The 23,774-nt window shown below is 50.9% G+C and carries 23 protein-coding genes; 6 read left to right on the top strand and 17 right to left on the bottom strand.

All coding sequences use genetic code 11. From position 1 onward, the window contains the following. Positions 1-463: 463 nt before the first annotated feature. The gene (locus tag IEV97_RS16460) at positions 464-1,090 is read right to left on the bottom strand and encodes a class I SAM-dependent methyltransferase (RefSeq protein WP_188502598.1); all 627 of its coding nucleotides are present in this window, start codon (positions 1,088-1,090) and stop codon (positions 464-466) included. A gap of 121 nt (positions 1,091-1,211) precedes the next feature. On the opposite strand from IEV97_RS16460, the gene hutU reads away from it, so the two are divergent. From hutU to hutG, 3 genes are all read left to right on the top strand, one after another. Further along, positions 1,212-2,924, top strand: coding sequence for a urocanate hydratase (gene hutU, locus IEV97_RS16455; RefSeq protein ID WP_188502597.1), 1,713 nt, complete (start codon positions 1,212-1,214; stop codon positions 2,922-2,924). 149 nt (positions 2,925-3,073) lie between these two features. Further along, complete coding sequence (gene hutI / locus IEV97_RS16450; RefSeq protein ID WP_188502596.1) at positions 3,074-4,318, top strand: imidazolonepropionase; 1,245 nt, start codon at positions 3,074-3,076, stop codon at positions 4,316-4,318. A gap of 82 nt (positions 4,319-4,400) precedes the next feature. Then, positions 4,401-5,375 (top strand): formimidoylglutamase, encoded by a 975-nt coding sequence (hutG, locus tag IEV97_RS16445; RefSeq protein ID WP_188502595.1) that lies wholly within the window; start codon positions 4,401-4,403, stop codon positions 5,373-5,375. Between the two features lie 80 nt (positions 5,376-5,455). Here the strand turns inward: hutG and IEV97_RS16440 are convergent, their stop codons facing one another. From IEV97_RS16440 to IEV97_RS16410, 7 genes are all read right to left on the bottom strand, one after another. Further along, entirely contained in the window at positions 5,456-5,857 is a 402-nt protein-coding gene (locus tag IEV97_RS16440) for a hypothetical protein (protein WP_188502594.1), read from the bottom strand. A gap of 97 nt (positions 5,858-5,954) precedes the next feature. Then, on the bottom strand, positions 5,955-6,824 hold the full coding sequence (locus IEV97_RS16435; protein ID WP_188502593.1) for an SMP-30/gluconolactonase/LRE family protein: 870 nt from the start codon (positions 6,822-6,824) through the stop codon (positions 5,955-5,957). A 48-nt stretch (positions 6,825-6,872) separates the two neighbouring features. After that, a complete protein-coding gene (locus IEV97_RS16430; RefSeq protein ID WP_188502592.1) occupies positions 6,873-7,985 on the bottom strand; it encodes an AMP-binding protein in 1,113 nt (370 codons plus the stop codon). A 451-nt stretch (positions 7,986-8,436) separates the two neighbouring features. Beyond that, positions 8,437-8,892, bottom strand: coding sequence for a DoxX family protein (locus IEV97_RS16425; RefSeq protein WP_188502591.1), 456 nt, complete (start codon positions 8,890-8,892; stop codon positions 8,437-8,439). Positions 8,893-9,510: 618 nt separating this feature from the next. Beyond that, the gene (gene menD / locus IEV97_RS16420; RefSeq protein WP_188502590.1) at positions 9,511-11,208 is read right to left on the bottom strand and encodes a 2-succinyl-5-enolpyruvyl-6-hydroxy-3-cyclohexene-1-carboxylic-acid synthase; all 1,698 of its coding nucleotides are present in this window, start codon (positions 11,206-11,208) and stop codon (positions 9,511-9,513) included. A 235-nt stretch (positions 11,209-11,443) separates the two neighbouring features. Next, on the bottom strand, positions 11,444-12,646 hold the full coding sequence (locus tag IEV97_RS16415; protein WP_229733994.1) for an isochorismate synthase: 1,203 nt from the start codon (positions 12,644-12,646) through the stop codon (positions 11,444-11,446). Between the two features lie 3 nt (positions 12,647-12,649). Next, positions 12,650-13,060, bottom strand: coding sequence for a hotdog fold thioesterase (locus IEV97_RS16410; RefSeq protein WP_188502589.1), 411 nt, complete (start codon positions 13,058-13,060; stop codon positions 12,650-12,652). 66 nt (positions 13,061-13,126) lie between these two features. Between IEV97_RS16410 and IEV97_RS16405 the strand changes: the two genes are divergently transcribed. The 3 genes from IEV97_RS16405 (at position 13,127) to IEV97_RS16395 (ending at position 16,108) form a co-directional block, all read left to right on the top strand. Beyond that, entirely contained in the window at positions 13,127-13,753 is a 627-nt protein-coding gene (locus IEV97_RS16405; RefSeq protein WP_188502588.1) for a histidine phosphatase family protein, read from the top strand. Between the two features lie 109 nt (positions 13,754-13,862). Further along, positions 13,863-15,572: a pyruvate dehydrogenase complex dihydrolipoamide acetyltransferase gene (locus tag IEV97_RS16400; protein ID WP_188502587.1), complete on the top strand. Its 1,710-nt coding sequence runs from the start codon at positions 13,863-13,865 to the stop codon at positions 15,570-15,572. A gap of 290 nt (positions 15,573-15,862) precedes the next feature. After that, positions 15,863-16,108: a hypothetical protein gene (locus tag IEV97_RS16395; RefSeq protein WP_188502586.1), complete on the top strand. Its 246-nt coding sequence runs from the start codon at positions 15,863-15,865 to the stop codon at positions 16,106-16,108. A 149-nt stretch (positions 16,109-16,257) separates the two neighbouring features. Here IEV97_RS16395 and rclC read toward each other — a convergent pair whose 3' ends face one another. The 9 genes from rclC to IEV97_RS16350 all read right to left on the bottom strand — a co-directional run bounded on the left by rclC (position 16,258) and on the right by IEV97_RS16350 (position 23,521). Further along, positions 16,258-16,893: a reactive chlorine resistance membrane protein RclC gene (rclC, locus tag IEV97_RS16390; protein ID WP_188502585.1), complete on the bottom strand. Its 636-nt coding sequence runs from the start codon at positions 16,891-16,893 to the stop codon at positions 16,258-16,260. 71 nt (positions 16,894-16,964) lie between these two features. After that, complete coding sequence (locus tag IEV97_RS16385; protein WP_188502584.1) at positions 16,965-17,795, bottom strand: helix-turn-helix domain-containing protein; 831 nt, start codon at positions 17,793-17,795, stop codon at positions 16,965-16,967. A gap of 41 nt (positions 17,796-17,836) precedes the next feature. Next, a complete protein-coding gene (locus tag IEV97_RS16380; protein WP_188502583.1) occupies positions 17,837-18,397 on the bottom strand; it encodes a sugar O-acetyltransferase in 561 nt (186 codons plus the stop codon). 30 nt (positions 18,398-18,427) lie between these two features. Continuing rightward, positions 18,428-18,757 (bottom strand): DUF1801 domain-containing protein, encoded by a 330-nt coding sequence (locus tag IEV97_RS16375; RefSeq protein WP_188502582.1) that lies wholly within the window; start codon positions 18,755-18,757, stop codon positions 18,428-18,430. Positions 18,758-18,766: 9 nt separating this feature from the next. Beyond that, positions 18,767-19,534, bottom strand: coding sequence for a DUF8737 domain-containing protein (locus tag IEV97_RS16370; protein ID WP_188502581.1), 768 nt, complete (start codon positions 19,532-19,534; stop codon positions 18,767-18,769). An 84-nt stretch (positions 19,535-19,618) separates the two neighbouring features. Beyond that, positions 19,619-20,209 (bottom strand): Crp/Fnr family transcriptional regulator, encoded by a 591-nt coding sequence (locus IEV97_RS16365; RefSeq protein WP_229733993.1) that lies wholly within the window; start codon positions 20,207-20,209, stop codon positions 19,619-19,621. 78 nt (positions 20,210-20,287) lie between these two features. After that, positions 20,288-20,767 (bottom strand): hypothetical protein, encoded by a 480-nt coding sequence (locus IEV97_RS16360; protein ID WP_188502580.1) that lies wholly within the window; start codon positions 20,765-20,767, stop codon positions 20,288-20,290. Between the two features lie 106 nt (positions 20,768-20,873). Next, on the bottom strand, positions 20,874-21,464 hold the full coding sequence (locus IEV97_RS16355) for a hypothetical protein (protein WP_188502579.1): 591 nt from the start codon (positions 21,462-21,464) through the stop codon (positions 20,874-20,876). 1,163 nt (positions 21,465-22,627) lie between these two features. Beyond that, on the bottom strand, positions 22,628-23,521 hold the full coding sequence (locus IEV97_RS16350; RefSeq protein WP_188502578.1) for a 3-hydroxyacyl-CoA dehydrogenase: 894 nt from the start codon (positions 23,519-23,521) through the stop codon (positions 22,628-22,630). Positions 23,522-23,774: the final 253 nt, after the last annotated feature.

Genomic DNA, 23,774 nt, shown 5'->3' with positions numbered 1-23,774 from the left:
AAAATCAAGACGCTCCAAACTCGCTGACCGCTCGAACAGTGGAGCGCCGAAAAGTGCACCTAGCAAGTGTGATCTATTTCATAGCTTCCGGGGCAAGTTACTCTTGCTATACCTGCCAGTGGTACGTGAGAGGAGCTACAACGCTTATACCTGTAAAGTAGCAGCAACAGGCTCCCCGCCTTAGACAAGGAGGGGTTAGGGGTCGTTTGACCCGGTACTGCAAAGCAATTGCTGTAACTACGATGCTATACCTTTGAATTGGTAGTAGCCGAGATTCCCCTCTTGAGAGGGGGAGGGGTGTGTCATAGCAACTGCCCGTTCCCCCATCAACCAAGATCCTTTCAGGATGACAGTTAGTGAAGCTAAAGTACCCCTGGAGGTTAGGGCCCTCGACGAAGGAGAGGGCAGGGGGATCAATCTTGCACCACAATCCTGTTAATCCTATAATCCTGCTAATCCTGATTCAGACAACCTTCCGCACCACCCACGTCGTCATCGTCCTTTCCTGTTCCACCAACACCGTCTTCAACGGCTCCAGCCTAGCCATACCTATCTCTCTTTCCAACGCCATGATCATCTCTTCATCCGCCAAAAACCAAACGGGTCCGTGAGACATCCGGTAAAACCGGCCCTCCAATTGTTGTAGCTTTCCCTCCAGGCCGATGGTGGTGCTGAAACGGGCAAATAGCATACCGCCCGGCTTGAGTACCCGCCACAACTCCCGAACTTCAGCTTTAAAATGTTCCTCGCTTCGGGCAAAGTGCAGCACGGCACTGCAAAGCACCACATCAAACTTCTCATTCTCGAAAGGCAGCGCATCCAGATCTGCTACTACAAAGTTGCGGGCAGGCAGCGTAGGGGCCAGTTCCGAGGCTAGTTCTCTCGTAATTTTGATCGCTTCTGCCGAAATATCCGCTCCGTATACCTGCACACCGGCCCGCATCAGGTAAGCGATATTACGACCCGCGCCGCAACCGGCGTCCAATAACTGCATACCTTTCTGGATACGGCCTTTAAGCAGTTGGTCAAACAGGTAGATGTCGATGTCGCCAAACTGAGCGCGGAGGGAGGTGAGGGGGATATGAAACATAATGTTTGTTGTTCAGACAACAGTGTGATAATACATGTGAGGCTGAAATTAAGCATGATTTTCCTATCCTTTTTCCTTTATTTTTAAGAATATTGAACAGGATTTTACGATACAATCAACTATGAATAACGCTACTGTCACCGAATCTGTGAATCGCTCTGGCCTGTCTGTGAGTGAGTTTATCCAGAAATACGCAAACCATCCAACTTATATTCCACCAACCGGACCCGTGCTTAACGCCAGAAACTGGCAGTGTGAAGCGGCCCTGCGCATGTTTCTCAACAACCTGACCGACGAAGTGGCCGAGGACCCGAGCCGACTGGTCGTGTACGGTGGCATCGGACAGGCAGCCCGTACAGTCGCCGATGCTCAGAAGATCATTGAAGTACTCCTGAACCTGGAGGAAGACGAGAGTCTGCTGGTACAGTCCGGCAAGCCAGTGGGTAAGGTGCGTACACATGCCGAGGCGCCCCGTGTGCTGATCGCCAACTCCAACCTCGTGCCGCATTGGGCCACCTGGGAGCACTTCAACGAACTCCGTGCCCGCGGCCTGATGATGTACGGCCAGATGACGGCCGGTAGCTGGATCTACATCGGGACGCAGGGTATCCTGCAAGGTACTTACGAGACTTTTGCCGCCTGCGGCCGCATCCACTTCAACGACGACCTGCGCCACAAACTGCTCGTGACTGGCGGCCTGGGCGGTATGGGCGGCGCACAGCCACTGGCCGCCACCATCGCTGGTGCTACTTTCCTGGGTGTGGATGTGGACCCAGAGCGCATCAAAAAACGCCTCGAAACCCGCTACATCGACAAGATGACCTATGACTACGAAGAGGCTAAGCGCTGGGCACTGGAAGCGAAGGAGAAAGGTGAGGCGATCTCGATTGGTCTCGTAGGTGATATCGGCGATGTACTGGAGAAACTGATTCAGGACAACATCACCCCGGAAATTCTCACTGACCAAACTTCGGCCCACGACCCGATCAACGGCTACGTGCCAAACGGACTGACGCTGGAGGAAGCCAAAGCCTTGCGCGAAAGCGATCCGCAGGCATACAAGGCCCGCTCACTCAAAAGCATGGCCCGCCACGTACACTTTATGCTGGAACTGCAGCGCCGTGGCAGCCGCACCTTCGACTATGGCAATAACCTCCGTGAGTTTGCCCAGCAGGGAGGTGAACCCAATGCCTTTAACATACCGGGCTTTGTGCCGGAGTACATGCGTCCGCTTTTCTGCGAAGGCAAAGGCCCATTCCGCTGGGCGGCCCTTTCCGGTGATCCGGAAGATATCCGCGTGACAGACGAAGCGCTGAAGGAGCTCTTCCCTGAGAACACGCACATGATAAAATGGCTGAATGAAGCCGAAGAGAAAGTGGCTTTCCAGGGACTGCCGTGCCGCATCTGCTGGCTGGGTATGGGCGAGCGCGAGAAAGCCGGCTTGATGTTCAACCAACTCGTGCGCGAAGGCAAAGTAAAAGCTCCGATCGTGATCGGTCGCGACCACCTTGACTGCGGCTCTGTGGCATCGCCCTACCGCGAGACCGAAGGTATGCTCGACGGCTCTGACGCCGTATCGGATTGGCCGCTGCTCAACCTGATGTCGAACACGGCCGGTGGTGCTACCTGGGTGTCGTTCCACCATGGGGGCGGCGTAGGGATTGGCTACTCGCAACACGCCGGTATGGTGATTCTGGCCGACGGCACCGAGCGTGCCGACCGCTGCCTGAGCCGCGTGCTGCACAACGACCCGGCCATGGGCATCTTCCGTCACGCCGACGCCGGTTACGAAACAGCCCAGGCCAATGCCGAGAAGTTTGGCTTGAACCTGTAAAAGCTGTTGCGATAAAACGGAGGCGCCTATGTGTCATTTCGAACGAATCTCTGAGAAATCTGAAATAGAGATCCAGATTTCTCACTAGCGTTCGAAATGACAATCAACTTTAATAATCGCTTATCTTGAAACCAGCAAAATCTAAAACGATGAAACAAGACAATTCCCATATCCTGATCGGCCCTTTCAAGCAGCTGGTGACGATGGCAGGTTTGCCGGAGGCTGGTGCAATAGCTGATGAAGAATTGGAGGTGCTCGAAGATGCCGGAGTACTGGTATATGACGGTTTCGTCGTGCTGGTCGAGCGTTATGATAAGCTGCTGAAAATTGCGCAGGAGAAGGGCTATACCTTGCAGAAGATAGAAGAGTCGATGGTGCTCTTGCCAGGGCTGATCGACTCCCACACGCATATTTGTTTCGCTGGCTCCCGCGCCAACGATTATGCCATGCGTGTTGCCGGAAAATCATACCTGGAGATAGCCCGCAGCGGCGGCGGCATACTCGACAGCGTGCGCAAAACCCGCCAGGCTACCCTGGTAGAATTGGTGGACCTGCTCAAAAAGCGCTGCGACCGACACCTGTCCGAAGGCGTCACAACCTGCGAAGTGAAAAGCGGCTATGGCCTGACCACCGAAGAGGAGCTCAAGATGCTGGAGGCGATTCAACTGGTGAACAAACACCATGCGCTGGAGCTTGTGCCTACCTGCCTGGCAGCCCACATGCGCCCGCCGGAGCACACCGACTCCCGCCTATACCTGCAGGAAGTGATCACGCAGCTTTTGCCGCAGGTAAAGGAGCAGGGACTTGCCAACCGGGTGGATATTTTTATCGAAGACACGGCTTTCAGCGAGGAAGAATCGCTGGAGTACTTGCTTGCTGCCAAAGAGATGGGCTTTGAGATCACAGTGCATGCCGATCAGTTTAGCATCGGCGGCAGTCGCATAGCCGCCGAAGCCGGAGCCATCAGCGCCGACCACTTGGAGGCGAGTGGTGAAGAGGAGATCGCTCTAATGCGGGATGCCGGTGTGGTGGCCACGGTATTGCCGGGTGCGTCGCTGGGATTGGGTATGCACTATGCCCCGGCCCGCAAAATGCTCGACGGCGGACTTTGCCTGGCCATCGCCACGGACTGGAACCCCGGCTCCGCCCCGATGGGTGATCTCTTGATGCAAGCTGCTTTACTCGGAGCCGCCGAGAAACTGACCATGGCCGAAACGCTGGCGGGCATTACAGTTCGTGCCGCAAAAGCGCTGAATCTCTCCGACCGAGGTACAATTGCTAAGGGGCAGTTGGCAGATATGATCGCTTTTTCGACCGACAACTACAAGGAAATCCTCTACCAGCAGGGTAAGCTGAAGCCCACGCAGGTATGGAAGCAGGGGAGAGAGGTATAGCGTCTGTTGGTATCAAAAGTTACTTCGCCTCCATCATCCCCCGAACAACAATTTAACCATCAACAATTCAACAATTAATTAAATGTACAAACCCACAGCACCCGGCACCTGGAAAGGCAGAGTAGACGCTACGGATGGCGAAGAAGGAAAGCGCTGGCACCAGGGTATACAGTTGCTAAACCTGAGCGAAGAGACTGAACCTGCAACGGCAGATCAAGCCTTTGCCTTTTTGGGCTTTTGCTGTGATGAGGGCGTGCGGCGCAACCAGGGGAGGGAAGGGGCTGTACAGGGACCGTCAGCCTTGCGACAGGCGATGGCTTCGTTTGCCTGGCACCTGGAGGACGACACTGCTCTGCTGGACGCCGGTGATGTGTACTGCACCAACCAGAACCTGGAAGAGGCGCAGAAGCAACTCGGCAAGAAGGTAAACGCGCTTTTGACCAACACCTACAAAACGATCATCCTCGGAGGCGGACACGAAACTGCTTACGGGCACTACCTGGGCATAAAACAGGCACTGCCGGCTGACAAGCAACTCGGCATTATCAACTTCGACGCCCACTTCGACCTGCGCACTTACGAAAAGCAGCCCAGTTCCGGCACGCCTTTTCTGCAGATAGCTGACGGTCTGATCGAAGACAACCGGGATTTTAACTACCTGTGCCTGGGTATACAGCAGTACGGTAACACCCAGAAACTTTTCAATACGGCAGGGGATTACGGTGCCGATTATGTGCTCGCCCCCGCCATGCAGGTATATAACTATGAGGCGCTGCGCGAGAAACTGCAGCAATTCATGGCCTTGATGGATGTGCTGTACGTGAGCATCGATCTGGATGTGTTCGCGGCGGCCTATGCACCGGGTGTAAGCGCTCCGGCTGCCCTGGGTATCCACCCTGAGATTGCCCTGATCCTGCTGCAGGAGATCATCAGCAGTGGCAAACTGCTCACCTTGGATGTGGTAGAGCTGAACCCGACACTGGACGTTGATAACCGCACGGCCAAACTCGGGGCTTCACTGCTCTACCACGTGGTGCAGCAATGGAGTCAGGTATAAGATACTCTCACTTTGTACAGTAAACACAAGCGCCCCGCCACAGAATCTGTAGCGGGGCGCTTGTGCAAGCACATAAAATACTAGCGTCCGACCTTGAACTTAGTCCAGTAGGTCGTGTCGGGGGTGATCACTTCTACCTGGTAGGTGTCCGGCCGCAGCTTGCCCAGATCAAAACGCCAGGCGGTTTCTTTTTTGGCTACGCTGACAGGCTTTTTATAGACAATTCTACCCGCTCTGTTTTTCACTTCCAAGCGTGCGTTTTCAGTTAGCACCTGGTTGAAGTCCAGCACAAAAGTGCCTTTCTTGGTGGGGTTCAGAAATATACCCGACAATGTTTCCATGCGGGTGATGGTGTCCGTTTTAGCTACCTTGAGTTGGTCCTGCTCCGCTGGTGGGAGTTGGGTGGAGCTTCTCTGCGCCGTGGCGCCGAAAGCGGCCAGCAGCAAAGCTCCGGCCAGCAAGTACGTTTGTTTCATCTTCATATGTTATCTTCAGCACTTTAGGTATACCGGATCTATACATAATTTAAGCCAGATTTTTCCCGGATCAGAAAATTTCCTTAAAAACTGTGCAATTTTTTTAGAATGCCAACCGGTAAGCGATCACGCGGTTGTCGAAAAAGGTGGGAACGTAAAGCAGACCCTGCTCTTCGGAATAGAAAACATCCGCAGCGTTGATTTTCTTGTTCTTCGTGTCCAGTATCTTCCAGTTGCGGCCATTCATGTCGACGTAGTAGAGCTCGCCGTTCCAGTTGGAGACCACATAGCCATCCGCACTGATACGGGTTATCCCGTCTGCCGATGGAATTTTTTCGGTCCAGTCCGTAAATTCTTTTCGCTCTGTATCCAGGAAGCGGACTTGGCCTGTGTTGAAGGAGGCCACGATCAGGCGGTTGTTGTCATACAGCAGGCCGTTCGGGCGCTCGCGTTTGGTGTCGAGCCAGTGACTGACGCGGCCGTTTCGGAACAGGTAGATGGCGCCGCGCTGCGAATCTGACACATACACATTGCCCGCATCGTCTACAGTCACGTCATTGAGCATCTGGGCTTTGTCGGCTTTGTGACGGGCCAGTACAGCACCTGTCTGGGTGGCAATGGCAACAATCTCGTCCATATCAGCCACATAGAGAATGTTGTTGTGCAGGGCCATTCCCTTCGGGTCATTCAGCCCTGAAACCCAGTAAAGCTGTTCGATGTCGCCATTGGGACTGAGGCGCGAGATGAAGCCGTCGCCATCTTTGCGGTCTTTGCTCGATTCGTTGATGTTGGAGACGTAGAGCACATTGCGTTCCCGGTCAAATACCACCGACTCCGGGGAGCGCAGGGTGTTGTCTGTGGCCCAGACTTCGGTGAGCGTTACCGGTCCTTTAGAGGAAAAGAGTCCGCCACTGCAGCCCTGCAGGGCAAGTGCGGTCAGTAAGAGGAGACTGAGGAAGGAGTATGGTCGCATAGTAGGATGTTTTGTTTTACCCTACTACGCGATAGCGCTATACCTGTTCTAGTCAGTTTCCAGCCCCAGCTTTTGCATGGTGCGCAAACGGGACACTTTGCCGGTGGCTGTCTCAGAAAAAGCGGGACTGTAGTACACGTCTTTCGGCATTTCGAACTTGTGAAGCAGGCTGCGCATTTTATCCATCACCTGCTGCTCTGCAGCATCAGGGAGTTGTTTGCCCTCCAACACCAGGATCACTTTTTCACCCAGCAGTTCGTCGGGCTGAGAGGCTACAAAGAAGCGTGGCGCCTGCTCCAACTCGGCAAGTGCTTCTGAAACGGCCACCTCCACTACTTCCGTCTGCACCTTTACGCCACCTGTGTTGATGGTATTGTCCGCACGGCCTATCCAGCGGAAGCGGGTGGGAGTCAGTATCTCGACAATGTCGTTGGTCACCAGCATTTCGTTTGCCGTGAGGTCTCCTGTAATCGTGAGGCAGCCCCGGTTGTCCTGGCCGATTGTTACGCCCTCAATGGTTTCGTAGTAGTCGGCAGCATTAGCGCCGTTGAGCAGGCGCAGGGCAATGTGCGAAGCCGTTTCCGTCATGCCGTAGGTATGGTACACTGGCACCCGCAGTTGCTGCAGTTCGCGCTGCAATGAAAAACTGACCGGAGCACCTCCCACCAGGATCGCTTTCATGTTGTCCAGGCGCTCCAACGCATCGCCGTGCTCATGCAGAATGGTCTGCAACTGCATCGGCACAAAAGATGAGAAATGATACACTTCGTCAGCAGGGGTAAGGGAGAGCGGATTTACTACTGGCTCCACAATCGTCATCTGCATATCTGCCAGTAGCCCGCGCACGATCATCATCATGCCCGCAATGTACTCCGTGTTGAGGCATACCAGCATGTGCTCATCTGCTTTCAGGCCCAGCAGCTTGATGGTGCGGCGGGCGCTGGTCTCCATCTGCTTGCGGGTGAGCGTGATCTGTTTTGGCGTGCCGGTAGAGCCGGAGGTATGGATGGGGAATTCCTGCACGCCATTGAGCCAGTCGCGGCAGAATTCGAGGGTTTTTGCTTCGTAGCCGTTGAGCGGCACGCTGTTGCGGAAAGAATAAGCCGCTATTTCGTCGTAGAAAAACTTATTTCCGTTTAGGGTCAGGAACCTTTGCGTCATGAGGTGTCTCAGTAGTTGAAGCAAGAGCAGCATCCATACTGCTTTGCCACGTATTCAATTTATTTTATTTCCCGGAGGCTGGCAGGTATGGCCTTCAGCTCGTCTGTGCTTTTTGTACCTTACGCTTTAGCATGCGGTCAGACTATCCGTACGTGTTATTCGCAGGTATAGCTGTCTTAAATTCTGCTCAAAATTACGAGAATCGGGTATTAAGACCTAAAGAAGGGAGTGTATAAATTTAGGGAAGCGCTTTGAAAAATACCTGCTCAGTACTAGTACGGCTTCAGGCAAATGAAGTGCTCCCACTTTCCTGTGCTTCAGGTAGGGAGGGAGCTTATGGATTAATGACGTCGGCCGGTCGTAGCTCACTTTTCCTTCTCTTTGGCTAGAGAAAGCAATCAGTGCAAGCGCCCGTAACTGACAGGTATAGCTCAGAATCAGCCTTTCAGGACTAATACAGTATGTCTCTTTCTGGTCGGCTGATCAGGTTGTCCACAGAAAGACGGCCGGAGCCCAGGATCAAGAAGACGATCAGCAGGATCAGGACGATGACAGATGACCAGAGCTCGGTGTTCTCAGAGTAAAAGCCCCGCTGCGGGTTGATGAAAAATACAGCGCCCAGCAGGATGGGTATCTGAAACAGGATGGCGATGCGCGTAACCAGGCCCATGGCAATCAGCAGACCGCCTACCAGGTGCACGAACGCCACATAATGGGCCAGTCCCAACGACACCCACTGAAACTGGCTTTGGCTCATGATGCTCTGCAGTGCTTCTGTATCCTGAATAAACAGGACGCCTTTCACGAACAAAAAGATTCCCAGCGCCATGCGCACAAAGTCTACCCAAACCGGATGGTGTGTATCAGCCCAATGCTCAATCCGGTGCATGTCTTGCGTTAAGTTCATGGCTGTAAAGTTTTAGGTTTAACAAAGTGGTATACAATTGTTTAAACGAATTGTGCTGTTAAATGGATGATGTAATTATGGATATATCGTAGGGTTATGCTTTTTGTCTTAGCGTTTGCATTGTAGCTCATGCCTTTTGCAGGTATAGCAACCTAAGTTGTTTCATAGCTTGCCCTGGCCAGGCGGGCCCTACTTTTTTCCTTGATGAAAAAAGTAGGCAAAAAAATCAAGACGCTCCAAACTCGCTGAACGCTCGAACAGTGGAGCGCCGAAAAGTGCACCTGGCTAAGGCTGTTTGTTTCATTGTTTCCGGGGCAAGTTAGCCTTGCTATACCTGCAGTGGTCTGTGATCGCAACTACAGTGCTTATACCTTGAATTGGCAGCTACAGACTCCCCTCCTTGGATAAGGAGGGGTTAGGGGTGGTTTGACCCGGTACTGCAATGAAGCTGCTGTATCCACGAGGCTATACCTTACTAAGGCAATGGCCGGAAAGTCCCCTTGGGGGAAGGGGCCCTCGATAAAGAAGGGAGCAGGGGTATGACAATCGTTCACCAAAATCCTGAAAATCCTTTAATCCTGTAAATCCTGATTCTGACAAACTACTCCTCCTTTTACCCTACAAAGCCTTCAACAACGCCTGCTTATAAGCGGCAAACTCCCCAGCATTCTCTCTGCTGTCAGTGAAAATCTCGAGTATACCTGTTCCGGTGTCGGGAGCGAAAAAGGTGGGCAGGGCTTGCTCCAGTTCCTCCAGCGAAGAGCAGGTGGTGTAGGCCATACCAAAATCGCTGGCGGTGTTGCGGGCATCCAGTTGCTGTCGAGTCTCGAAGAATTCCTCCAGTTCCGGCTGTCGCCTCGGGCCGTCGATCAGCCGGAAAATGCCGCCTGCGTGGTTGTTGATGATCACGATGCGCAAGTTGGCCGGCAGGTAGTTGTGCCAGAGTCCGTTGCGGTCGTAGAAGAAGGCCATGTCGCCGGTGAGCAGGGTGGTGATGCGCTCGCTGCTCAAGGCGCAGCCGACGGTAGTGCTGGTACTGCCGTCGATGCCGCTCGTGCCGCGGTTGGCGTATACCTGCACGTCCTGTTCCGGTTGCAAAGCCAGGATGTTGGCATAGCGCACGGCCATACTGTTGGCTAAGTGCAGATTGCTCTGCTGAGGCAGGCTGCTGAGTACGCGGCCAATGGCCGTTAACTCGCTGTAAGGCGAGCCAGAGGTATACGTTTTCAGGAAGTTCCCGGCCTTGCTTTCTATACCTGCCCACGATTCGATATAGCCGGGGTCTACGCGGGTGCTGCCGGCCATGCTGCGGAAAAAGCTAGCGGGCGTGCAACGGATGATGCGGGTGAGTGACTGAAAGGTATCGGCCACCTGTCCGGCTGGTTGGATATGCCAATGCGCCTTTGGTTTGTATTGCCGAAGGTATAGCTTCAGACTTTTAGAGATGACCGACTTACCAAACGTGATCAACAGATCCGGCTGCAGGGACTGCATCTTCTCGGGGTCGGGGCAGGCCAGAATCGCATCCTGATGACGTACTACACCAGGCATTTGCTGCGTGTTGCTGATAATGTCACCCACTGCCACCGCACCCGTCGAACCCATGAACGCCTGAAGGGAGTGCAAGAGCCTCGGATCATGTTTTCCCTGACCGGCCACCACCAAAACACGCTTGTAGTAGAGCATTTCCTGCTCCAGCTTTAAAGCCTGCATCTGGCTGATTTCGAACGGATTGTGGTCTTCCTCGATCACTTTCACCTGTGCATTGTATTGCAGATTCTCGCCATCGGCAGGGTAGAAGGGCTCGCGCAGCGGCACGTTGATGTGTACCGGTCCGGCAGGAAAAGCCACCGCTTCGTTCAGCGCCTCTGACACCATGCGTTCCGTGTGCCACACCGCATCGGGGTGCTCAAGCGCTACCGGGAAGTCGAAGCTGCGTTTGATGTGTTTGCCGTACACCTGCTGCTGGCGAATGGTTTGTCCGTCAAGCTGATCGATCCACTCCGGCGGACGGTCCGCAGTGAGCACCAGCAGGGGCACCTGCAGAAAAAAAGCCTCCGCCACAGCGGGCGCATAGTTGAGTGCTGCCGTGCCGGAAGTACAGACCAGCACCGTCGGCTTGCCCGTTGTCTGCGCCATACCTAGTGCGATAAAGGCCGCGGCGCGCTCATCGCTCACCGTGCGCACCGTCATTTTCGGATGGCGGGCAAAGGCTATTGTCAAGGGCGCACAGCGCGAGCCTGGCGACAATACCACGTTTTCCACCCCCTTGCGGGCACATATCTCAGCTATATTGACAACAGGCGCTTGGATCATTTTTGAGTTAGTGATTGAGTGAGTTAGTGATTGAGTGAATGGTTAATTTGTTAAATTGTTGATGGTTGAATTGTTAAATTGATCATTAAGTTTCAGTAGATTTTCAGTGTAATGCGGGCTTGATTCGGCTATATTATTTTTGTCAAAAATATTAATTTGAAAAATAATTAAACATTCAAACCACATTCACTGGATCAAAACTCACTCATTCACTCAATCACCAACTCACTCATTTTTAAAACTCCGACAGGATTTTCCCCATCGTCTGGAGTTTGTGCTTTGTTTCCTGCCATTCCTTTTCAGGGGAAGATTCTCCGGTAATGCCGGCTCCCGCGTATAGTACAGCTTCGTGTTGCAATAGCTGCATGCAGCGCAGGTTTACATAAAGGTGCGTGCCGGCTTCGCTGTTCACAGGACCCAGAAAACCGCTGTAGTAGCTGCGGTCGTAGCCTTCGTGATCCAGTATGAATCGCAAGGAAGGTTCTTTGGGTAGTCCGCAAACGGCGGAGGTTGGGTGCAGCAGGCGCAGCATGTCAGTGCCGAGCGTCGGGAAATCTACTTCCTTCAGGTCTACTTTGAAGTCGGTGCGCAGGTGCATCAGGTTACCGGCGATCACGGTGCGGGGACCCACTTCGGTGTACTCGCGCAGCCGCAGTTTTTTGAAACAGCTCAGTACGTAGCGCTCCACCATGCCCTGTTCTTCAATTTCCTTTTGGCGCCAGATGGCGTTGGCCGTGGAGCCGTCTTCGCAAAGGGGCTGCGTGCCGGCCAGCGCCACGGTTTTGAATAGCTGCTGCTGGTCTACACTCACCAGTATCTCCGGGGTGGCGCCTAGCCAAGTGCCCACACCAGGTATAGCCACCAGCGATACAAAAGCGTTGGGGTAGGCCGAACACATTTTTTCGAAGGCCTTGTGCAGGCTGAAGGCATCGGGCAATGGGATAGTACTGGTTCTGGAAAGCACCACTTTTTCCATTGCTTCCGCCCGGATGACATCCACCGCGAGACTCGCAGCCGCTTTGAAGTTCTCTTCATTCCGGTCAGAGTGGCGGGCAGGGTTGGCAGGTATAGGCCAGGCATAAGGCTTCCCGTTTTCAGTCTGATTCAGTGCTTCTGTAAACAGGCTAACCTGTGCAGCGGGGGCATCTGTGCCGGTATTGAGCTGCTTTGTGAGGGCACTGTAGTGGATGTCCGCTTGCAGGAAAATGTGGCCGTGTGTTCCTTCCGTTTCAAAAGGGCAGAAGAGAAAGCCAGCCGGGCTTGACTCCAGTTCAGGTATAGTGGAAGTGGTTTGCGGTGCGAAGGAGATGCAAGCCTGCACTTCGGTTTGCAGGGGTAGTCGCCAGACGGCAATGGCCTGCTGCTGACGTAAAGCTGCCGACAGCACCTGTTCCAGGGTATAGCTTTTCACGTTTTCTCCTCCAGCTGCCTGTTCCATACCTTATTTCTTATCGATAATAGCCACTGTCATGCGGCTGAGGCACACCAGATCACCAGTCTCAGTCGTAATTTTGATTTCCCATACCTGTGTGCTGCGGCCCTGGTGCAGGGCTTTGGCCTCGCCGTACACCCAGCCTTCGCGTGCGCTGCGGATGTGGTTGGCGTTTATCTCCAGTCCCACGCAGGCCTTCTGGCTCAGGTCTACCGAAAGCGCCGCGCCGATGCTACCAAGTGTCTCGGCCAAGGCCACGGAGGCACCGCCGTGCAGCAGGCCCATTGGCTGGTGGGTTCGCTTGTCAACCGGCATCTTCGCGGTTAAAACACCCTCCTTGTAAGCGAGCATTTCAATGCCAAGGTGCTCCACCATCGTATTTTTACTCCACTCCTGCAGCTTTTCTAACGTAGACTCCATGTTGTATAGGCTTGGAATGCTAACTTCGCATTCTAGTATTGGTAAAGAGGCAAAATTAGAACAATTTTGAGTATTAAGAAAATATACCTGATCCGCCACGGGCAAACCGATTTCAACCTGCAGGGTATCGTGCAGGGTAGCGGTGTGGATGCATCACTCAACGAGCTGGGTCGCAGACAGGCGGCCGCTTTCTTTCAAAAGTACCAGCACATTCCCTTCGACAAGGTATACACCTCTGTCTTGCAGCGCAGCATACAGTCGGTGCAGGGCTTTATCGACAAAGGCATACCGCACGAGCAGCATGACGGTCTGAACGAGATCAACTGGGGAACACGCGAAGGCACGCGCATCACACCGGAAGAGGACGCTTACTACCACCGCATGCTGCAGTCCTGGACCGAAGGCGAGACCAGCCTGTGCATAGAAGGAGGGGAGAGCCCCGAACTGGTGGCCGCCCGGCAGAAGCCTGTGGTGGATTTGATTTTGAGCCGACCGGAGGAGGAAACCGTATTGATTTGTATGCACGGCCGCGCGATGCGCATTTTATTGAGCCAATTGCTGCGCTATCCACTGCGCTGCATGGACCAGTTTGAGCACCAGAACCTGTGCCTTTATCAGCTCGATTATACGGGTAGTATGTTCAGTGTGAAGAAGTACTGTGACATAGCCCATTTGCAGGATGTGCAGGTATAAATTGCCTGTTGCAACAATTTAAGAGGTATAGTTTGAATAAAATATTTTTAGGTCTAATTTTGGGCTTTATCCATTAGACGAAACAGGCGAACAAACAAGACGATAAATTATGGCTGAAGTGATACGAATGCCTAAGATGAGCGACACGATGACGGAGGGGGTGATTGCATCTTGGCTTAAGAAAGTAGGTGACAAGGTTAGCTCAGGCGATGTGCTGGCCGAAGTGGAAACCGACAAGGCGACCATGGAACTGGAATCATACGAAGATGGCACTCTGTTGCACATTGGTCCGAAAAAAGGCGATTCTGTACCTATTGATGCTGTAATAGCGATCATTGGCAAGGAAGGCGAGGACATTTCCGGGTTGCTGGGTGAGGCGGGCGGAAGCGCGAAGCCTGCTGCCAAAGAGGCCCCGAAAGCAGAGAAAGAGGAAGCTCCCAAGCAGGAAGAGAAGAAAGAAGCGGCTCCGGCCAAGGCGGACGCTCCTGCTGCCAAAGCTTCCGTGGACACCTCCAACATCAAAGCCTCTGTTATCCGCATGCCGAAGATGAGCGACACCATGACAGAAGGTGTGCTCGTATCGTGGCTGAAGAAAGTGGGCGACAAAGTGAGCTCAGGCGATGTGCTGGCCGAAGTGGAAACCGACAAGGCGACCATGGAACTGGAGTCTTACGAAGATGGTACGCTGCTTTACACCGGCGTAAACGCAGGCGATTCTGTGGCCATTGATGCGATCATCGCCATCATCGGTGACAAAGACGCTGACTACAAAGCCCTGCTCGATGCTGAGGGTGGTAAAGAAGGACGCTCACGCGAAGAGAACGCACAGTCTGACGAGAACATAGAAGCCCGTACCGAGGCGACAACAGAAGATAAAGTACTGGAAACAGAAGTGCCGGCTGGCGAAACAGAGCAGGTGGCTGCAGAAGGAAACGGCCGCATCAAGGCTTCTCCGCTTGCCAAAAAAGTAGCGAAAGACAAAGGCATCAAGCTGAACCAGATCAAAGGATCGGGTGAGGGTGGCCGCATCGTGCTGCGCGACGTGGAGAATTTCACGCCGTCTGCCGCGCCACAAAAAGAAGCTGCCAAGGCTCCTGCCGCCGCTCCGGCTGCACAAGCTATACCGGGCGCACCAGCTGATGCCTACGAAGAAGTGAACGTGTCGCAGATGCGCAAAGTGATCGCGCGTCGTCTGGCCGAAAGCAAGTTCTCTGCACCGCACTTCTACCTGACCATGGAAATCGACATGGATAAGGCTATGGAAGCCCGTACGTCCATCAACGAAGTTTCTCCGGTGAAGGTATCGTTCAACGACCTGGTGATCAAGGCGGCCGCTGCGGCGCTTCGTCAGCACCCTGCCGTGAACTCTTCGTGGCTTGGCGACAAGATCCGTTACAACAAGCACATCAACATTGGTGTGGCTGTAGCGGTAGAAGAAGGCCTGCTGGTGCCGGTGATTCGCAATGCCGACTACAAGTCGCTGTCAGCCATTGCGGCTGAGGTCAAAGACCTGGGCGGTAAGGCGAAGAACAAGAAGCTGCAGCCAGCTGACTGGGAGGGCAACACCTTCACCATCTCAAACCTGGGCATGTTCGGCATCGAAGAATTCACGGCTATCATCAACTCGCCGGATGCCTGCATCCTGGCAGTAGGTGCTATCAAGCAGACGCCTGTGGTGCGTGACGGTCAGATCAGAATCGGCAACGTGATGAAGGTTACCCTGTCGTGCGACCACCGCGTAGTAGACGGCGCCGTTGGTTCTGCCTTCCTGCAGACCTTCAAAAACCTGCTCGAAAACCCGGTGAGAATACTGGTTTAAGTATGTGACAAAAGAACTTTTGACAAAAGACAAAAGACTTTTGAATGTATAAAAATGAAAGAGGGCCTCTTCGGAAACGGAGAGGCTCTTTTGCTTACATGGTCCGGACGTTTTGGAGTTTTTTAGGGAACGCACTACCAGTAAATAATTTATATATATTAATATATCGTAACTACTTACGCTTTGTAGACGTTAACTGAACCAGGTAAGAAAGTGCTAATCAGTATATCATTAGGATTTTAAAGTTTAGCCATTTTTGTTTGCCGTCACCAGTTCCAGATTTTCATTATATGAAATTCATTTATTTATTGAGTGCGCTTGCACTGACGTTCTCCTTTGGTTGTAATAATCAACCGGCAGAAGAGCAGACTAAAATTGTTGAGAAAGAAACAGTAAAAGTGGTTGAGGTTGAGAAGCCCGCCCCTACGCCAGCCACAAAAGTAGTTGTAGAGCAGGAAAAGGGAACATCCATCGAATTGGGTCCTGAAGGCGGTTCGCTGAAAACGAAGAAAGTTGATATCAAAATAAACAACTAGTTCCAGAACTTTGTGAACAGAAGAAGCCAGGCCAAAAGCCCGGCTTCTTTTGTTTATGGGGGTATGCACATTACCGTCAACCCAGGAATCAGTTGTAGGTTCGTTCAGCGACCTGGTAATCGAGACAGCAGCAGCGGCGCTTTGAAAGACTAGTCTATTGGCTGCGCTGTTACCTTCTGGCGGCTTGTGGGTGCAGTTACGGTATGAGTACTGTTTTGAACCCTCAGGATTCTACTGGCCGCATCGGATGCCACCACCAGGCCGGCGGCCATCATGATAATGTCTTTAAGCACCAGTCGGCCAGCGCCCGAAAGGTATGGGAAGCCGTGATCGGGTCCGCCCAGGTCAGGCACGTATACCTCTGGTGTGGTGATCAGAAAGGAGAGCGTCACAAAGGACATACCTACCGTAAGCAAGCCGCCCAGCAGCCCGATCTTCGCGTTGTAGATACCGAGCAGGGTAAGCAGACCAATGGCGATGATGACCGCGCCCAGGGCATAGGAGAAAATGTAGGTGCCGTTTTCCTGGTGCCAGGCAATGTTTTTCGGGATTACCTCGCCTTCCTTGTTTTTGTACTGCTGGTACTCGGGTGCATCCTTAGTATAGAAGAAACTCATAAACGGGCTGTTGGCTACAAAGGGCACAATGCCGTCCGCTTCGTACTGAAAGGCTTTCAGGCCGCCGATCCAGGCCATGACAATGAAAATGGAAATTCTGGTAAAATGCACAAAATAGCGCTGCGCATTCGCTAAGGAGTGGAGTAGTTGCTGTACGTTGTCGTTCATCAGTTAAGTGTAGTATTAGTGACTATACAAAACTAAAGCCTTCCGAAGGTGGAAAGAATGGACAGATTGGGCTATCTCATGGACAAATCCGCCACTATCGAGATGCCAACTTTCTCTCTGAAATGGGTAGGAGAGATGCCGGTGTGCTTTTTGAAATAGCGGCTGAAGTAATGCTCATCCTCAAAATGGAGGGCGGCAGCCACTTCTTTGATGCTCTTGTATGTGAGGTGCAGCTGCTTTTTGGCTTCCAATATGACGCGGTCCTGTATCAGTTGGGAGGGTGACTTGCCAAAGTGCCTTTTAACCTTCCGGGCGAAAGCACTATGGGAGAGGGCCATCTGCTCCGCGTAAAATGGCGTGTTGCGCTGCGTCAGGAAATGCTGCTCTACCAATTCCCGGAACTGCTCCATGGGGTGGAGCGTACTCTCTGCCTCCAGCTGCTGCTCCCGCTTTTTGATCCTGCTTCCAATAGCCAGAATAAGCTGCAGGTAGCTCCGCAAGATCGGTTCCGAATGCGGTTCATTCTGGCTCAGCTCCATTCTGACCTTGTCAAAGATAGAAGCAATTTCATCGTCTCTCAGCGTGATGAAGGGCTGCTTGTAGATGTTGTTGAACAACAGTCCGTTGCAGGCCACCTCGTTCTTGTGGTACTCGATGCAGTAAAAATCCCCGTGAAAAATCAGCTGGTCTACCTCAAAGTCTGTGTCGGCGCTGATGCTCAGATGCTGATAGGGGGAGGTGAAGAGCGCAATTTTCCCATCAAAAGCGTAGTCGGTGAAGTCCACGCTGAGCGTGCCGCTACCCTCCAGTAGTAGAATGTTGTAAAACTCGGAGGAGTAGGGCTGGGAAAATGCGCTGCGGGGGTGCTTTTGCAGCCGAAATATGTCCTGATAAGCTTCCATGCGCAAAGGGGTAACAGAAGCTAAAGATAGCACCGGCAGCGCTACTTGTCCAAATGTCGGATGACACGGCAGGGATTGCCTGCAGCGAAAACGTCGGCAGGTATGTCTTTGGTGACGACGCTGCCGGCCCCGATCACACTGCGGTCGCCAATGGTGACGCCAGGGCAAATCACCACGCTGCCGCCTATCCAGACGTCCTCGCCAATAGAAATGGGCCTGGCATTCTCTACCCCGGAAGCGCGTATCTGGTGATCCATGGGGTGGGTGGCGGTGTATACCTGCACGTTGGGGCCAAACAGGGTACGGCTGCCAATGCGGACTTCCATCACATCGAGCACCACGCAGTTGAAATTAAAAAACACCCTATCGCCTACCACCATGTTGTAGCCGTAGTCGCAGTAGAAGGGGGGCTGCAGCCAGAGACCTTCGCCCGAGTTCGGGATCAGGGCTTTCAGGATACGACTGCGTTCTTCTACCTGGTCTTCGCGGCTGTCGTTGAGTTCTTTCAGGAGCAGGCGCGTCTGCAGGCGTTCATCACTCAGTTGCTTGTCCAGCGGGTCGTAGAGTTCGCCAGCCAGCATTTTCTCTTTCTCGGTCATCATGGGCAGGTATACGTCGGAAGCAGCTTTTGGCTATACCGATGCCGCCTTAAACCAATCGCGCAGTAGCTCCCGGTCAACTTCCTGCACGTTTTTGATCTTGATGTGGCGCATGTCCTTGCCAGTCCCTTCCAGCAAGCCTTTCGGGTCGTCGAGTTTGTCGAACTGGAAGAAGCCCAGGGTAACATAAGCCTTGGCAGTTTTGAGGTAGACAAAGTCTTTGTTGACGCGGAACACCGGACGGCCCCATTTAAATTCTTCGCTTAAGCCGGGCACGGTGTCATGCACGAGCTGCCTCAGGGCTTCCAGAGTCTCTTTGTGCTTCCCGGATGTGTTAATGTAGTCGGTTACTTGTGGGTTCATGTGATGGCTTTAAAAATTCAGGTTTTGGCCAGACGGAAAATCTGCCACATCTCGCTGATGATTTTGCTTATCTGACTCTAAAGTATTCAAAAATTTCCTATTCCTTCCATATGCCTTCCACAGTTGTCGGATGGAGATCAGGTGTGCAAAATAGGCTATGGGCACAACTACCGCAGGCAACCAGATAAACGGAAAGCGCAGCACAGCCACATTGGGTTGCTCAAAAGCAAACTGCTGCACAGGGGAGGGGGCCGAGAGGATGCCGTTGCTCACCGTAAAGAGCAGTATACCAAACGTGATCACATTCCACAAGAGCAGCAATTGTGGGCGCCAATTGTTCCGCACAAAAACAATGTAGTACATCAGAGGTGCCGTTATACCTGACAGGATATCAAAATTCCTGCCCTGAAAGGTCATCAACTCAGGCGTAAGCTGGTGCAGGAACAGCCCATACAAAACAAGTTCCACCGGTATGCGCAAGGTCTGCAATATGGTGAGCGTTTTCAGATCGAAGGCGTCTAGCCATGCTCTGCCTTGCTTAGTGCTGAACAGTGCTACGAGGCAGAGCAGCGGGGGCAGTACTGCCACCAGAAAGCGGGGAGGCAGTGCGTCCGGTGCCTCAAAGAAGCCCATCCATGCCAGTGTGCCTGTTAGCGCCAGCCAAGCAAACATGACTAAAAAGAGCCGGCGTGAAGAGGAGGCCTTCACAAAAAGATAAATGGCAGCGAGTACGGTGAGTACAAAGGTGCCGTAAATGTACAGTGGTAATGTTTCCATGGCTTATCGTTTTTTACATCAAAATAAACGTATGGCTCCATCAATCTACTTGCCATATGACAAGAAGTGGGGGAAGAGGAAAAATTACTTGTGCTGCTTGCTGAGTTCGCGCCTGATCCGGCTTAAGGAGGTGTCGGTGATGCCCAGGTAAGAGGCGATGTGTTTCAGCGGAGCCTGCATCAGGATTTCGGGGTTCGACTGCAGGAGCATCGCGTAACGGGCCTCGGCCGTTTCCGTGATCATGGACTGCATACGAAGCTTGAGCGCAACAAAGCCTTTCACTAAGATCCCCCTGCCAACCTCTCTAAATTCAGGTAAGCTGTGAAACAGGGTGTTAAGGTCGTTAAATGTAATGACCCAGCCCTTACAGGGGGAAAGCGCCTGAATGCTCTCTTTCGAAGGCGTGTGCATGAAGAAGGAGGCCACATCAAATACAGGCTGTCCGGCATCATAAAAAGCGGTGGTAACTTCGTTGCCTGCCGTATCGAGGGAATAAGCGCGCATGAAACCGCTTTCCAGCAGCATATATTCCTGACTGGTCTTTCCTTCGAGCAGGAGGTGATCGTGTTTGTCGATCCGCTTTTCATGAAAATGACTGGCAATCATGTCCAGCTTTTCAGGCTGGGCAACACCCGCCTGAAAAAAACGCTTCACAAATGCCTTTTCGTTATCCATGGGGGAGCTAGTGGAGTTGCTTTTACGGAGATTTAACGGACTTGGCCATAAGGCGGCGTAGCTGGCTTATGGGTGTGGTTAGCCGATGGTGTGCTTATTTTCAATTTCTTCTATTCCAACAAATTTTCCTGCTTTACATATTTTATGGTCGTCAGGGAAAAATAAGAAACTAACATTTCCAGAAGTTTTAATTACCTTTTCTTCTTTATCGGCTTCTGAGACTGTTTCCTTAAAGTTAATGCCAATGGAGGTCAAATTCCTCATAGTTTGCTCATAATTCAAGTTGCTGTTAAACCAATCGCAATCAATACTAATTCGTTCAGGTGAATCTGTTTCATGTTTAGGAATGATTACTATTCCATCTAACTTTTTAACATTTTCATTCAAATGGATAAAATGGAATTCAATGTAATCATATCTAATCATAGATGATTCTTCATTCTCTATTACACAATCTGGCTCACCAAGTTTAGCTGTTACCGATTCTCGTAATGTGCCAAAGGGAAAGTCACTTAGAATTCCAATCTTGAAGAGTTCAATTGCTTCTAATTTTATCATTATCAATATTGGCTAACGGTTAGTACAGGCTACGAGTGAGGCAAAGCCGAACATGCAGCCTGTGCAGGGTTAGCGGATGCCATTCTTCTTTTAATTAACGCCTGATTTAGAAGTATATCCTGTTAAAGTTTATCCGCCACTCCGTATCCTTGTTTTCTTTCAGGTATGCAACTATACCTTCTTTGGTTTTGATAGTTTTTAAGATAATGCCTTTCCAAAAGTCAGTTATCTCTCCTTCTCTATGCTTGAAAATCAGAACATGCTCTGCTTTCCCGAATCCGCCAGTATGGTAAGCCAGCAAAACTATAGAATCATCCATACCTAGGTATACCAGCTGCCTGTCGGCAAGCCCTTCTTCGATAACATCTGTTTCCTGCCAGTCTTCCCCATAGTTAACCATTGAGATGTCACCGCCAATCTGGCTTTCAAGAAACTCTTTGATGAATGGCGGCATATCTGTTACATTATCATAACTAACTAATTTGGCTTCTTCAACGGCAGTTAGTAACGGCTCAAGGTTATCATTTGTAAGTATAGCGACTGTATCAAGTACATACTCTCCATTAACTTTCTTGATACCAGTAGTGTGGAAAGTATCAACAGGTTCTTCCTGCACAGCTTTTATTTGATTCTCAGCTTCTTTCTCAGAGCAAGAACAGAGAACAAGGAGTATAAAGCCGAGTAGAAACCTGTTCATTCTATCTTTCTATATTTTTGGTGAACGCTAACGGTTTGTACATAAAGCGTGAAGGCGTAGCCGAACATGATTTATGTGCTGGGTTAGGGGAAGCAATTCTTCTTTTTTCTTACTCAAATACTTTCCCTTCGCATTCATATGGAAAGGCCAAAGTCGTATCCGCTTTATGAATGTAAAAAGTTAATTCCCCATTTCGTTTTACTACAGTATCACCCACTTCTATTTTATCATTGAAGAAAACATACCAAGTGTTCACATCACTGTATGTCACCCTTTGATTCGTTTCAGGATTTATACCTTTTATTGTGAATCTTCTACCCCGCTCGGGTGTATCTTCTACTACAATGTTGCATTCTTTAGGTCTAAGTATGGTAGCTAATTTGTCACAGTCAACACTAAAGCACGATGTGCAGAGAATGGCAAGAAGAGTATAACAGATAGCTTTTATTAATCCTGTCACTTTAATTTTATATAATTATTTGTTAACCCTAACTAATGGATATACGGAAGCCTATTACGTTTATCTGCACTATATGCGGAGTTGCTAGCTTTCACTCAAAATCGTCCTAGTCTGCCAGAAACTGGCTTTTAAGCCTTTTAGAGCTTGTATATCTTGTTTATTCAATATAGAAATTCTTTCTGAAATCACATCATTTTTTAGCTGAAATATTTCCTGCCAGGGCTATTAAGCGAATTTCGGACTCTATTTGGACCTCCACTTGACATAGCGTGCTTTACCAATGAAAATAATTGTGCATTTACAATATGCATGAAGGTATAAGAAGCCTATTATATTTAGGAATTGTAGGGTAAAAGGGTGTGATTAAGCGTGTATAACCGGGTATACCGGGTATATCCGGTTATATCCGGTTAATGTGCCTGATTCTTAGGTGATTAGTTCTTAAAGAGTCCCAAACTTAGTCATTGTTTGATCAATATGGTTATAAATTGTATTTATCCGCAACCGCTCTTTAGCAAAAAAACAAAAAGCCGCTCCATAACGGAGCGGCTTTGCTTTACTTAAAGGCTATACCTTATAAAATCATTTTGATGTACTTGTAGTACGGCTTGCACCTTACCAGTAAGGCGTTGCGCCCCTCTTTGGCCTCGCCAGCCCTGCAGGTGAGTCGCGGAGAATAAACTGGCCCGCAGCGCAGGGTATATTATTTCAGGAAATCAGGTTTTTCATAGGCAGGATTTGGGTAGGTATAGACTCCTTTTCCATTTGCTTTCCCCATTCTTCCTTTATCCAGATACTCCTTTTTCAACCAGCCGGCAACCCTTGCGGAGACCTCATCTCCTGCGTCTCCCCATGCTTTGTACAAATTATAGGGTGTGTTAGGGCCAATGATATCCAGAAATGCGAAGGGACCAAGCGGCGCACCAGTTGAGATCATCCAGGTCTTGTCCACCACCTCAGGCTCAGCTACCCCATCTACAACCATTTGCATGGCAGCTTTCAGATGCGGAACCAGAAGTGTGTTTAGAACATAGCCAGGTTGCTCCTTGTGAAGTGGGATTGGAACCATCCCAATCGCTTTTGCAAACGCTATTACCTCATCAAATACTTCCGGGGAAGTACCCTCATGTTTCATGATCTCTGCAATGTTAAGCTTCCAGATTTCGTTGGCGAAATGCAGATGCAAATATTTTTCCGGACGATCGGTAAAACCAACCAGCTGACTTGGGGTCATGGTAGATGAGTTTGAAGCAAAGATTGTTTCTTTTTTTGCGACACGTGACAGCTCTTTATAGAAATCCTGCTTGATGCTGAGCACTTCTGGTACTGCTTCGATTACTAAATCGGCGTTCTCCACCGCCTTTGCTAAATCAGTAAATAAGGAAATGCGATTGTATGCGGCATCTACTTTTTCTTTCGTACCATACTTATCTTCCTGGTAACGCTCCTTTAAAACATTAAATCTTTCTTTCGCCTTCTCTAGGGCTTCATCGTTTATATCGTACGCTGAAACCTCAAATCCTTTAAATGCTGTCTGAAAAGCAATCTGGCTACCTAAAACGCCGGTGCCGGCAACTGCTACATTCTTGATTTTCATGATTTAACTATTTAAATGAATGTTTAAATTATCTGTGAACTCTAAATTCAGTCATCCCTGGTCCTTTAGTCTACCCATTGAATGCATAAATGTTCTCATAATTAATTATTTGTGGGATAGCACACAGATAGTCGCTCCGTATATAGAAACAAAAAAGCCGCTCTATACGGAGCGGCTTTTCTGTTTCTATACCTGTACCGTCCTGAAATGAGTTGACACAAAAGTTGACTTATATGCAAGAGACGAGCAAGAG

It is taken from the genome of Pontibacter amylolyticus (assembly GCF_014638845.1).
In the GTDB taxonomy this organism is placed as follows: domain Bacteria; phylum Bacteroidota; class Bacteroidia; order Cytophagales; family Hymenobacteraceae; genus Pontibacter; species Pontibacter amylolyticus.
This window is presented reverse-complemented; position numbering and strand designations above follow the sequence as displayed.